Annotated in this window: 13 protein-coding genes; 10 read left to right on the top strand and 3 right to left on the bottom strand. The window is 64.2% G+C overall.

The window, feature by feature from the left end:
- Positions 1 to 8 precede the first annotated feature (8 nt).
- Positions 9 to 1,049, top strand: a complete 1,041-nt coding sequence (locus CIT40_RS19755) for a phenylacetaldoxime dehydratase family protein (protein ID WP_094891925.1) — start codon at positions 9 to 11, stop codon at positions 1,047 to 1,049.
- Here CIT40_RS19755 and CIT40_RS19750 read toward each other — a convergent pair.
- Positions 1,046 to 1,684, bottom strand: coding sequence for an HAD family hydrolase (locus CIT40_RS19750; RefSeq protein WP_094891924.1), 639 nt, complete (start codon positions 1,682 to 1,684; stop codon positions 1,046 to 1,048). The two genes, CIT40_RS19755 and CIT40_RS19750, sit on opposite strands and share 4 nt — an antisense overlap.
- A 442-nt stretch (positions 1,685 to 2,126) precedes the next feature.
- Here CIT40_RS19750 and CIT40_RS19745 point away from each other — a divergent pair, with 442 nt between their 5' ends.
- From CIT40_RS19745 to CIT40_RS19725, 5 genes are all read left to right on the top strand, one after another.
- The gene (locus tag CIT40_RS19745; protein ID WP_244611808.1) at positions 2,127 to 2,324 is read left to right on the top strand and encodes a hypothetical protein; all 198 of its coding nucleotides are present in this window, start codon (positions 2,127 to 2,129) and stop codon (positions 2,322 to 2,324) included.
- Between the two features lie 356 nt (positions 2,325 to 2,680).
- Complete coding sequence (locus CIT40_RS19740) at positions 2,681 to 3,601, top strand: class I mannose-6-phosphate isomerase (RefSeq protein WP_094891922.1); 921 nt, start codon at positions 2,681 to 2,683, stop codon at positions 3,599 to 3,601.
- Positions 3,598 to 5,883: a glycosyltransferase family 4 protein gene (locus CIT40_RS19735; RefSeq protein ID WP_094891921.1), complete on the top strand. Its 2,286-nt coding sequence runs from the start codon at positions 3,598 to 3,600 to the stop codon at positions 5,881 to 5,883. Before CIT40_RS19740 ends, CIT40_RS19735 begins: the two co-directional genes overlap by 4 nt.
- A gap of 35 nt (positions 5,884 to 5,918) precedes the next feature.
- Complete coding sequence (locus CIT40_RS19730) at positions 5,919 to 7,217, top strand: glycoside hydrolase family 130 protein (RefSeq protein WP_094891920.1); 1,299 nt, start codon at positions 5,919 to 5,921, stop codon at positions 7,215 to 7,217.
- Between the two features lie 53 nt (positions 7,218 to 7,270).
- Entirely contained in the window at positions 7,271 to 7,471 is a 201-nt protein-coding gene (locus CIT40_RS19725; protein ID WP_063194940.1) for a hypothetical protein, read from the top strand.
- Between the two features lie 72 nt (positions 7,472 to 7,543).
- Here CIT40_RS19725 and CIT40_RS19720 read toward each other — a convergent pair whose 3' ends face one another.
- Complete coding sequence (locus CIT40_RS19720) at positions 7,544 to 8,584, bottom strand: TRAP transporter substrate-binding protein (protein WP_100298063.1); 1,041 nt, start codon at positions 8,582 to 8,584, stop codon at positions 7,544 to 7,546.
- A gap of 118 nt (positions 8,585 to 8,702) precedes the next feature.
- Here CIT40_RS19720 and CIT40_RS19715 point away from each other — a divergent pair, with 118 nt between their 5' ends.
- The 4 genes from CIT40_RS19715 (at position 8,703) to tsaA (ending at position 11,479) form a co-directional block, all read left to right on the top strand.
- On the top strand, positions 8,703 to 9,641 hold the full coding sequence (locus CIT40_RS19715; RefSeq protein WP_162307578.1) for a transglycosylase SLT domain-containing protein: 939 nt from the start codon (positions 8,703 to 8,705) through the stop codon (positions 9,639 to 9,641).
- A gap of 228 nt (positions 9,642 to 9,869) precedes the next feature.
- On the top strand, positions 9,870 to 10,610 hold the full coding sequence (locus CIT40_RS19710) for an AzlC family ABC transporter permease (RefSeq protein WP_094891919.1): 741 nt from the start codon (positions 9,870 to 9,872) through the stop codon (positions 10,608 to 10,610).
- The gene (locus CIT40_RS19705) at positions 10,607 to 10,957 is read left to right on the top strand and encodes an AzlD domain-containing protein (RefSeq protein ID WP_094891918.1); all 351 of its coding nucleotides are present in this window, start codon (positions 10,607 to 10,609) and stop codon (positions 10,955 to 10,957) included. Before CIT40_RS19710 ends, CIT40_RS19705 begins: the two co-directional genes overlap by 4 nt.
- 30 nt (positions 10,958 to 10,987) lie before the next feature.
- Positions 10,988 to 11,479 (top strand): tRNA (N6-threonylcarbamoyladenosine(37)-N6)-methyltransferase TrmO, encoded by a 492-nt coding sequence (tsaA, locus tag CIT40_RS19700; protein ID WP_094891917.1) that lies wholly within the window; start codon positions 10,988 to 10,990, stop codon positions 11,477 to 11,479.
- A 13-nt stretch (positions 11,480 to 11,492) separates the two neighbouring features.
- On the opposite strand, the gene CIT40_RS19695 is transcribed toward tsaA, so the two are convergent.
- Positions 11,493 to 11,918, bottom strand: coding sequence for an HIT domain-containing protein (locus CIT40_RS19695; protein WP_094891916.1), 426 nt, complete (start codon positions 11,916 to 11,918; stop codon positions 11,493 to 11,495).
- Positions 11,919 to 11,965: the final 47 nt, after the last annotated feature.

Below are 11,965 nucleotides of genomic sequence, written 5' to 3'. Positions count from 1 at the left end.
GTACGATCATGGAATCTGCAATTCCTCAGCATCTCGAGACCGAGCGCACGCGCCACAAGCGCGTGCCTGATGACTACCAGCCGCCATATCCGTCTTTCGTGGCGCGCTACAAGCCGGCCGTGAGCCGCGTCGTGATGGCTTATTTCGGGGTGCAGTATCGCGGCACGGCGCCGGCGGCCGCAACGGAGGCGCTGCTTGAGATCGCGAAGGGCTTCTCGGCGGAGAGCGGGCCTTTGCATTGGGATCGCGCGCGCTACGTCGACCAGGCCGGCCACGAGACCATCGTTTCGGTTGGCTATTGGGACGACACCGCACGCTTCGACGCCTGGTTCGAGCCGGAACGCGCGGCATGGACCGGACGGCAGCGCGAGGGTGTCGGCACCTTCATCGAAGTGCTGCGTCCCGTTGTGGCCCGGCATGAGACGCTGTTCTCCTCGCCCGACCGGACCGAGGGTGTCGCCGCCATCGCCGGCGGTATGAGCGGCGAGGTGCAGGAGCACGCTTATTGGGGCGGCATGCGCGACCGTATTCCGCTGTCGCAAACCGACGCGATGGCGCCCGGCGGCGCGCCGGAGCTGATCCGGGACGGCGCGCGGCTGCGCGTGATGGCCCATGATAATCTCTGCCTGATCCGATCCGGACAGGATTGGAGCGATACCGAGGCGTCGGAGCGAAAGCTCTATCTCGACGACGTCGAGCCGGTGCTGCGCGAAGGCATGGATTTCCTGCGCGACCAGGGGCTCGCGATCGGCTGCTATGCCAACCGCTACATGCAGGTGCTTCAGGCCGATGGCAGCGTGAGCGAAAAGTCCTACGGCCAGAGCTGGTGGAAGAGCCTGGCGGCGTTGGAACGCTGGGCGGAGTCGCATCCGACCCATGTCAGGATCTTTGGTGCCGCGATGAAGTACCTGTCGACGCTCGGACCGTCAGCCAGGCTGCGGCTCTATCACGAGGTCACGGTGGCAGCCGCGGACGAGCAGTTCTTCGAATACCGGGATTGTCACCCCAAGACGGGCATGCTGGCCGCGGTCGAGACGGTCGCCGCTTAGGCCGCGCAATGGCCGAGCAGCTCGGGATGGGCGGCGCAGATGTGATGCGCGCCGGCGTCCCTGAGCTCGGTCTCGCTGCCATAGCCATAGAGCACGCCGATTGCGGTCATGCCGTTGGTGCGGGCGCCGATTACGTCGTGGCTGCGATCGCCGATCATGATGGCGCTGCCGGCATCGACCTTGGCCTCATCGAGCGCGTAGCGCAGCAGGTCGCGCTTGTCGACGCGTGTGCCGTCGAGCTCGGAGCCGAACACCCGCTCGAAATAGGGCTTCAGGCCGAAATGATCGACGATGCGGGTCGCGTAGACCGCGGGCTTGCTGGTGGCCACGAACATGCGCGGCGTCGTCGCGGCGAGCGTCGTCAGCGTGTCGACGATGCCGGCATAGGCCTCGTTCTCGAACAGGCCGATTTCGGAAAAGCGCTCGCGATAGAGCAGCAGCGCGCGGTCGGCGAGTTCGTCGGTTCCGGTGAGCTTCTTCAGGCTGGCGTGCAGCGGCGGCCCGATGCACCAAGTCAGTTCGTCCTCGCTCGGCACCGCGACGTCCAGCCGCTCCAGCGCGTACTGGATCGAGCGCGTGATCCCCGGCTTCGGGTTGGTGAGCGTGCCGTCGAGATCGAAGAAGATTGTAACCATCAGGGCGGGCCCAAGTTGACAGCGGCGCCCCGTTGCGCGGGCGTGACGCATATGTGGCAATTGGCGGCGCCGAGTTCCCGCCACCGTGTTTGAACATCGCGACAGGTCTGAAGAAGTACCGCCCAGACCGACGAAACTTGGCATGACGTAAACGAGGCGGGCAAGCGGCGCAACTCTGGACCTCCAGTGGCCCTTTACGCCGACGTCGGGGGCTCGCTGACGTCGTACGGCACTTTAAAAGCTCGCTATTCGCAGAACCAAAGCGTAGGGTAACTGCATCACCGCCCTTCCCACGGCTTCCATCGGTGACTGAGGGTGACGAGCGCTCCCGCCGACTGAGGAGGAGGGTGCATGCCTCGATTTCGCCTGGCCGATTGGATCGTGCCGCCGGTGATGGTGCCGCTGTTTCTCGTGCTCCTGATGGCGGCGGCGGCTCTCCTGCATGGATAGGCCGCCACAACTGCAATATCTGGTTAGCGGTCGCGATCAAAGCGGCTATGTCAGCTTAAGCCGTGACACAACCAGTGCTGCCCTGAAGAAGGCGCGGGAACTTTTGCAGGAAGGCTATCTCGATGTGCGGATATGCACACCACAAGGCCGGCTGCTGCTGTCTGACGAGTTCGATGGGTTCGAGACATGAGAACCCTCCTGGTCGCATTGGCGTTCGGCACGTTCGCGCAAGGCACGTTCGCACAAGGCGCGCTCGCCGCTGAATCCGATTGTCGCGCAATCGAAAGCTCGAACGGACGGCTCGCCTGTTACGACGCCGCGTTTCCTCCGACATTGAAGAAGCCCAGTGCCGTGGAGAACGACGCGTCCCGGCCTCCTTACAAGGACCCGTTCGTTGCAGAAGAGGCTCGAACCGCGGCGAAGCTGAAGAACATCTGCCGCGGTTGTTGAGGTCTCTTAACCAAGCGGCGTGGGCTTGGCAGCCGGCCGATGGCACGAATAGGCGCCGTGAACAGGAGGATCTTCCATGCCCGAGTCGGACAACAGATGACCATCGAGCATGCCTCGGTAGAGATCGCTCGCAAACCCTGGGGCCGCCTCGATTTGCGACCCTGGAGCAGCGTCGACGCGTCGACTGATCCGGTCGGAGAGTTGTGGCTCGAGCGGACGGACAAGAGCGCGTCCAACCCGGCACTCTTGCTCAAGCTGCTGTTCACCAGCCAGCCCTTGTCGATCCAGGTTCATCCGAATGATGCATTCGCGCGCTCCATCGGCTTGCCGAACGGGAAAACTGAAGCGTGGTACGTCCTTTCGGCGCTGCCGGGCGCGCGGATTGCGCTGGGATTGAATCGGCATCTCACGCGGGAGGAGTTGCGCGCAGCAGTCAGGGACGGCTCGATTGCGGACCTCGTGCAATGGCGTCCTGTGGCACCAGGTGACGTCATCTTCGTTCCCGGCGGTACGATCCACGCCATCGGCGCCGATATCGTGCTCGCCGAAATCCAGCAGCGGAGCGACACGACATTTCGCCTGTTCGATTTTGGCCGGCATCGCGAATTGCACGAGGACAGCGTCGTGGCCGCCTCCGAAGCCGGGCCACCTCCGACACAGCCGCCTCCGCGGCGCCTCACCGATGCGCGACTGGTTCTGGTCGCGAGTTCGCATTTCGTGTTCGAGCGGATCGAGCTTCAGGCGAATTCGCTTTGGGGACTCCAGACTGATCGGGAAGCCTGGATTCTCGTGATCGAGGGGGAGGGACGCATCGGACGGGCAAATGCAACCGTCGGGGACGCAATCTTCATTGAATCCGATAGCGCCGGCATCGACGTTGGCTCGAGCGGGATGAGCATCCTGATCGCCTATCCGGGACCGGATCCAATTGCATCCTTGCTGCAGGATTTCAGCGAACGCATGACGAAACCCACCGACGTTCTCTCCGGCAGTGAAATCATCGAGGTGCTGACATGACGCCGCTCCGCCGTATCGCCGTCATCGGCAACTCGTTGCCTCGCCGGTGCGGAATTGCGACCTATACGACCGACCTGAAGAACGCGATATCGATTGCGCGCCCGGACCTGGAGGCTTGCATCGTGGCGATGACCGATCGCGGCCAGACCTATGATTATCCTCCGGCGGTCGCTTTCCAGATCAGGGATAACAATATCGAAGACTACATTCGTGCCGCGGACTTCCTCAATGCCGGTCAGTTCGACACCGTGTGCCTGCAGCACGAGTTTGGCATTTTCGGCGGTGAAGCCGGGGCCCATATCCTGGTGCTGTTGTCTCGCCTCGCCATGCCGGTGGTGACGACGTTCCATACGGTGCTGGATAAACCGTCACCCGCGCAACGGACCGTCATGGAGCGCATCGTCGATGCGTCGTCGAAGGTCGTGGTGATGGCCCACAAGGGCCGCGAGTTGCTGCGCGACGTCTATCTGGTGCCCGACGACAAGATCGAGGTCATCCCCCACGGCATTCCCGATGTCGCCTTTGTCGAGCCGGATGCCGCGAAGGCCAGGCTCGGATTTGAGCAAAAATCAGTGATCCTGACGTTCGGCCTGCTGTCGCCCAACAAGGGCATCGACGTGATGATCGATGCGATGCCTTCGATTCTGAGGCGCTGCGAGAACGCCGTGTACGTCGTGCTCGGCGCGACGCACCCCAACCTGGTTCGGAGCGAGGGCGAAGCCTATCGCGAAGGCCTGATGGCGCGGGTCCGTGAACTCGGAATAGACGATCACGTCGTGTTCCTCGACCGGTTCGCCGATTTGGCGACGCTGCTCGAGTTCATCTCGATGTGCGACGTCTATGTCACGCCTTATCTCAACGAGGCTCAGATGACGTCGGGCACCCTGGCCTACAGTTTTGGAATGGGGAAGCCGGTTGTCTCGACGCCATATTGGCACGCACGCGAGCTGCTTGCTGACGAATGCGGAGTTCTGGTGCCGTTCGGCGACGCTGCAGCGATCGGCAGCGAGATCGCCAACCTGCTGACCGACGCCGCCCGCCGGCAGGCGATGTCTCGGCGTGCCTACGCGGCGAGCCGGACGATGACATGGGAGCGGGTGGCTGAGCGCTACGCGGCCGTCTTCGAGAATGCACGGCAGGGACATAGGTTGAAGGTCTTCGTGCGCTCCGACGTGGGCGCGCAGGAACCACGTAGTCCCGCGCCGCCCGATATGCAGATCGGCTACTTTCTATCGATGTGCGACGATGTCGGCCTGTTCCAACATGCGGTACATTCGGTGCCCGATCGCGCGCACGGCTATTGCGTCGATGACAACGCGCGAGCGTTGCTTCTGGCCTGCGCTCTCAATGGTCCGGGCGAACGGCCGCTGCCGGATGTCCTGACGACCCGATTTGCAGCCTTCGTGCAGCATGCGTGGAATCCCGACACCAGGCAGTTTCGCAACTTCATGGGCTTCGATCGAACCTGGCTCGAGGACAGGGGCTCCGAAGACAGTCACGGACGGACGCTATGGGCGTTGGGTGAGGCCGCGCGCAGAGACGCGAGCCCGGCCCGGCGCCTGTGGGCTGCTGCCTTGTTCGCCCAGGCATTGTCGATCGCGGAGAGCTTCCGCTCGCCCCGTGCGTGGGCGTTCATGCTGTTGGGTCTGGACGCTTACTGCGCCGTAGCGCCGGACGATGTTCACGCCAGGGAAGTCCGGCATTCCCTGGCCGACAGGTTGATGTCCTGCCTGGCGTCGGTCGAGACGCCGGATTGGATATGGTTCGAGGAAGGGCTGGCCTACGAGAACGCGCGATTGCCGCAGGCCCTCATCCTCACGGGTATGGCGACACAGATGCCTCAATATCTCGATGCCGGATTGAGGTCTCTGCGCTGGCTCATGACGCAGCAAACGTCCGCGGCGGGCTATTTCCGGCCGGTCGGTACCACTGGCTTCGGAGAGCAGCGGCAGCCCCCCCGTGCCTTCGATCAGCAGCCGGTGGAGGCAACGGCGACGATTGCCGCATGTCTGGCCGCGTGGCGTGGCGACGGCGATGCCGAATGGAAAGCCATGGCCATGCGGGCCTTCGCCTGGTTTCTTGGCAGGAACGACCTCTCGGTGGCGCTGGTTGATCCGATCACCGGCAGTTGCCGCGATGGATTGCACCCCGATCGGGCGAACGAAAACCGCGGAGGCGAGTCGGTCGTTTGCTATCTCCTCGGCCTTGCCGAGATGCGTCAGCTCGCGCGTGCCCACAGCCTGATGACAAAACCCGCACCCTTGCGTGCCGTGGGCGCCTGAATTTCCCCCTCCCATTCAGCTAGCCGAGGACACCCGTGCCACACGCTTCTTTCCTAAACCGGCAGGCGCTCCACCTGCGGCCCGATCCCGCGCGAGTCATCGTGCGACCGTTCAAGCCGGCAACCGAACCCCGCGACTTGAATCCGACCGACAAGATGCGCGCAAACCATATCGTCGACCGGGTTCTGGCGCTTGGTTCGGAAGCCGTCGCCGCGCAGTTGGCGGACGTCCTGGACAATTTCCAGGGGCGACATCGTAACCTCCTGGAGAGCTTCGAGGCCCGCGCCGACGAGATGGAAGATGCTTTCACGAAGCATGGCGCATTCTCAAAGACCCAGCGCCAGCTGGTCGGCGCCTATTTTCTCAGCGAGTATTCGTTCGAGGCGTCTGCCTTGTTCAACCCCAGCATCGTGCCACACCCCGACCAAACGGAGACGCCGCACGGGGCGCTACGCTTCATCATGAGTCTTCGCGCCATCGGCGAAGGCCACGTGTCGTCGCTGACGTTTCGAACCGGAATGATTGCGGCTGACGGAAGCCTCGCCGTCGATCCGACGGTGCGCCTTGCCTCGGTTCCCCGGATCAACCGTCGCATATCCGGCCCGGACGGCGACTCCGTGGAATTGACGTTCAGGCCCGAGCAAGACCTCAGCGAGCGAGTCATCTTTCCCGTGACCGAGTCCCAATCGAACGGGATCGAGGATGCGCGGTTTGTCAAATTCAACGACGGCGGTCGAGAGACCTACTATGCGACCTATACGGCTTATAGCGGACGGGCGATCCGGTCCGAGTTGATCGAGACCAGCGACTTCATGTCGTTTCGACTGACGCCTTTGCGGGGGGCTGCGGCACACAACAAGGGAATGGCGTTGTTCCCCCGCAAGATTGGCGGCAACTATGCGATGATCGCGCGACAAGACAACGAGAACCTGTATCTGATCTATTCGGATGACCTCTACACGTGGGAAAGCGGCCGGCTCCTTCTGAAACCGCAATTTCCATGGGAGTTCGTCCAGATCGGCAATTGTGGGTCGCCGATCGAACTCGACGAGGGCTGGCTGCTGCTGACCCATGGCGTCGGCCCGATCCGTAAATACTCGATCGGAGCGGCGCTCCTCGACAAACATGACCCATCGAAGGTGCTGGCGCGTTCGAGCGAGCCGCTATTGCGGCCCGAGCCGTCCGAGCGCGAAGGGTATGTCCCCAACGTCGTCTACACCTGCGGTGCGATGAGGCACAATGACCAGATCATCCTGCCATATGCCGTGTCCGACACATTTTCCAGTTTCGCGACGATCAAAATTGCGGCGCTCATGGATGCGATGCGGCGCTGAGCGCGGACTGAGAATCTGGTCGGGATCGAACGGATCTGCGTAGAGGAGGCTCCATGAGCGAGCGACTTGAGACACTGAAGAAGGCCCGTGATCGCATGATCGAGGACAGGGACGCGCACGCGAAAGTGCTGGCGGCGCCTTTCGAGCGCGACACGGCCGAGCGGGCGCGCAACAAGTTCGTCGAATTTCAGGCGCTGATTGACGCCCTTGACCGCGCCATCAGCGGCGAAAGCCTGGTTCCGGTCAAGAATTAACAACGAAAGGCGAGACCGGCTGTCGTTTCAACGTAGTGAGCCGGGAGCATGCCAACGGCGGGCATGCTCGCGTCATTGCTGCCGGGCCCATTCGGCGATCGCGGCGGCGTCCGCACCGGCCTGCGCTTCCCAGGTCGCGATTGTGGTCGTTGCGGCCTTCCGGAGCGCGGCGAGGAGGGATTGCGGCGCCGGTTCGGCGATGGCGACGCCGTTGTCGCGCATGCGCGCATAGTTCTCAGAGGTGCGATGGGCCAAGAGCGCGAACTGGCTTTGCTCGGTCTCGGCGGCCGCGGCCAGCACCTCGCGCTGCACCGGCTCGGGCAGTGCGGCAAAGACGTCGCTGCGGACAAACGCGATCGAGACCGGCATCGCGTAGTTGATGGCGGTGAAGTGCGGCAGGAAGTCCCAGAGCTTGCGTCCCGCGCCACCATCGCCGGAGGTGAGGAACGCGTTCAGCCGGTGCTCCTTCAAACCCGCAAGCGCGGTATCCATCGGCAGGAACTGCGCATTGGCGCCGGCCGCACGCATGACCTCGCTGGAATTGGCGTCATAGGCCCGCAAATTCAGCGCCGGCAGGTCGTCGGCGCCCTGGAGCGCACGCTCCGACCACAGTCCCGTGGCGGGCCAGATCGTCAGGTAAAGCAGCTTGAGGCCGCGCGCCGCCAGCGCCTTCTCGTAGAGCGGGCGCGCCCGCAGATTGGTGGCGCGGGCGAGTTCGGCCGACTGTACGAGGAACGGCAGGGTGGACAATCCAAGCACCGGGTCGATGCCGGAGAGGGCGCCTGCGAAAGCATCGCCGCCAGCGATCCGGCCATCGAGCGCGGCGCGCGGCATCTCGCCGGAATTGATCTTGAGCTTATTGTCGAAGGCGTTGGTCACGGTCACGAAACCGTTCGTGCGCTCGGAAACGCGGCTGGCAAAGGTCACAAGCCCGATCCCGGAGATGTTGTTCTCGGGGTATTCCGTGGTCATTTGCCAGATGACTTGAGGGGTGACCTGAGAGGTCACCTGAGAGACCGCCGGTGCGAGGCTCAGCACCAGTGCGACAAGGGCGAATATGACGCGGATCCGTTTGGCGGGGGAACGCATTGGGAGAGACAGGTCAGGCAGCATATTGGCAACTCATCGAACCATGGCAGGATGCCACGACTGGGCAGATCATCTTGTTGCATGCCGCACCGGGGCGCGCCACAGCGCTGCCTGCCTGTGGTTGAGGCGGATTGCATGGCCCATGATCGCCGCGCTGCTCGTCTCGGTCACGCCGGCACTGGCGGCGGATGACCCGTCGGCAAAGCCCGACGCGACGGTGCCGAGCGCCGAAGAGCCCGCGAAACCGCCGGAGAAGTCCGATGTGCGCGAGAGCGACACGCGGGAGTCGATCTGCCTGATCGTGGAGGCCGCCGCGCGCGATGCCAATCTTCCGCTGGAATTCTTCGCCCGGGTGATCTGGCAGGAAAGCCGCTTCCAGGCCGATGCAGTCGGTCCCACGACACGCAGCGGTGCGCAAGCACAGGGGATCGCGCAGTTCATGCCGGGCACGGCAATCGAGCGCGGGCTGCTCAATCCGTTCAATCCGGTGCAGGCATTGCCGAAATCGGCGGAATTCCTCAACGAGCTGCGCAACCAGTTCGGCAATCTCGGTCTTGCCGCGGCGGCCTACAATGCCGGCCCGCGGCGGGTGCAGGAATGGCTCGCCGGCACCGGCGGAATGCCGGAGCAGACCCGCAACTACGTCCTCGCCATCACCGGCACCAGCGTCGATGCCTGGGCCAAGGCAGGCGCCACCGGCAACGGACCGCCGAGCGCGCCGCCGACGAGCTGCCGGGACCTGATGGCGCTGCTCAAGCGCGCGCCGAATGCCTTTGTGGCCGAGCTCGAACAGCATGTCGAGCTGGCGGCCGCAAAGGCCTGGGGCGTGCAGCTCGCCGCCGGTTTCGACCGCAACAGGGCGCTGGCGATGTACTCCCGCGCAGTCACCCGGCTCGGCGCCGCGATCGGCGAGCGCGATCCGAGCCTTCTGAGTTCGGTGATGCGCAGCCGCGGCACGCGCGCGTTCTATCAGGTCCGCATCGGCGCAGACACGCGCAGCGAGGCGGATGATCTCTGCAACCGGATCAGGAAGGCCGGCGGGGCGTGCTTCGTCCTGAAGAACAAGGGTGTCGCGGGGTAGCTCCGCGCGTCATTCCGGGGCGCGCCCCCTGGGGCGCGAGCCCGGAATCTATCTGGCCACAGAGATCGGCGTGAAATGGAGTCCGGGTTCGCGCCGATGACGGCGCGCCCCGGAATGATGGCGGTGGGTGTGGAACAGCGCATGCCAGCCCCGCCGCGCGCTTCCTTGACGGCAGGCGCCGCATTGCCCGTTATGCGGGCACGATTCCGCAACCCATCCAAAAACTCCGTGGCGCTTCCTCCGCTCGACTCACCGCAATGGAACAGTTCCTGGCGTGCCTTCGGCTGGGGGCTGCGCTCGGTCACGCAGACGATCCTCACGCTCGTCCTGTTCGCGACCTATCTCGGTATCGGCGCGCTCGCGCACGACACCCATTTCAGCCTGCTCTGGGCGCTCTGCTCGACGCTGTTCGTCTGGGCCGGTCCGGCGCAGATCATCCTGATCACCACGCTCGGTTCCGGCGCCACCATCATCCAGTCGGCGATTGCGGTCACCGTCAGCGCCATCAGGCTGTTTCCGATGGTGGTTTCGGTGCTGCCCTTGATGCGCACGCCGACCACCAGGCGGCGTGAGCTGTTCTTCGCGGCGCATCTCACGGCCGTGACGCTGTGGGTCGAATGCCATCGCTTCCTGCCGCTTGTGCCGCGCGAACGGCGGATCGCCTTCGTCAACGGACTTGGCTTTGGTCTGGTCTCGGTGTGTCTCACGGCCAACACGGTGGGCTATTTCCTCGCCGCCAACCTGACGCAGACGCTTGGCGCCGCGATCCTGATGCTGACGCCGCTGTCCTTCCTGTTCTCGACCGCGCGCAACAGCCGCGAAGCCGCCGACGTGGTCGCGCTGGCGCTCGGTGTTTTGCTCTATCCGCTGGCCGCGAAGATGAACTCCGGCGTCGACATCCTCGTCAGCGGGCTCGCGGCCGGTACGATCGCCTATGGCGTGCACTGGTGGCAGGAGGTGCGCGCATGAGCTACGCGCAGCTCATCGGCGACTGGCAGGCGCTCGTCGTGCTGTTCGTCGCCGGCGTCGTTCCCAACCAGATCTGGCGCATGCTCGGCCTGTGGTTCGGCGGCGGTATCGACGAAGGCTCCGAACTGCTGGTCTGGGTGCGGGCGGTTGCCACGGCCATCCTCGCCGGCGTCATCGCCCAGATCGTGGTGGAGCCGCCGGGCGCGCTCGCCAGCGTGCCTGATACCTTGCGCTATGGCGCGGTGGCCGCCGGCCTCGTCGTATTCCTGCTGACCCGCCGCTCGATTTTCGCGGGCGTCGTGACCGGCGAAGTCTTCATGCTGGCCGGCAAGTGGTGGTTGGGCTAAAACCCTGCCCACCAGCAAGGAATCGGAAATATGGTTCGCAAGAACGAGCTCCGTGAGGGCGAGGTCGCCATCGAGCTGCCGCCCGCGCAGGATGCCGGCCTGGTCTTCATCGGCCGCGTCCGCACGCCCTGGACCTCGCGGATGGAGACGCCGCGGCAGGGACGCCAGGACGGCCCGATCTGCCGGCTCGAGATCTTCGAGCCGTTCGTGCCGGCCATCAAGGGCGTCGATTTCTACAGCAATCTCGAAGTGCTTTACTGGCTCGACCAGTCACGCCGCGACATCATCCTGCAAAGCCCGAAGAACAACGAGAAGACGCGCGGCACTTTCTCGCTGCGCTCGCCGGTGCGGCCCAATCCGATCGGCACCTCGATCGTGAAGCTGGTCGGCATCGAGGGCAACGCGATCCTGGTACGCGGGCTCGATTGTCTCGACAACACGCCGCTGATCGACATCAAGCCCGACCGCTGCGAGTTCACGCCATTGGCGGCGCCGCAGAAGGGTGATTTCGAGACGGAGTGAGGAGTGGAGAGAGCTACCCGTTCAACGCCGCGATCAACTTTGCCGCGTGCTCTTCCAGCACCTTGGCGTCTTCCTTGCGGCTGGCGGGCGGCAGCATCGCCACGCCGTCGTGGCGCGGCATGACGTGCATGTGGAGGTGAAACACCACCTGTCCGCCGGCGGGCTCGTTGAATTGCTGGATGGTGATGCCATCGGCCTTGAAAGCCTTCATGGCGGCGGCGGCGATCTTGTGCGCGCCGCGGGCGACGTGGGCGTAGTCGTCCGGCTTGATGTCGAGGATGTTGCGGGCAGGGGCCTTCGGGATCACCAGCGTGTGGCCGGGCACGCGCGGCATGATGTCGAGGAATGCGAAGACGTGCTCGTCCTCGTAGACCTTGGTGCAGGGCAGCTCGCCGCGCAGGATTTTTGCGAAGATGTTGTTGGTGTCGTAGGCGGTCATGACGGCTCCCCGAGAAACTTGCGCTTGGAATTTTGCGCTTACTGTCA

Origin of the sequence: Bradyrhizobium amphicarpaeae (assembly GCF_002266435.3) — a bacterium.
In the GTDB taxonomy this organism is placed as follows: Bacteria; Pseudomonadota; Alphaproteobacteria; order Rhizobiales; family Xanthobacteraceae; genus Bradyrhizobium; species Bradyrhizobium amphicarpaeae.
This window is presented reverse-complemented; position numbering and strand designations above follow the sequence as displayed.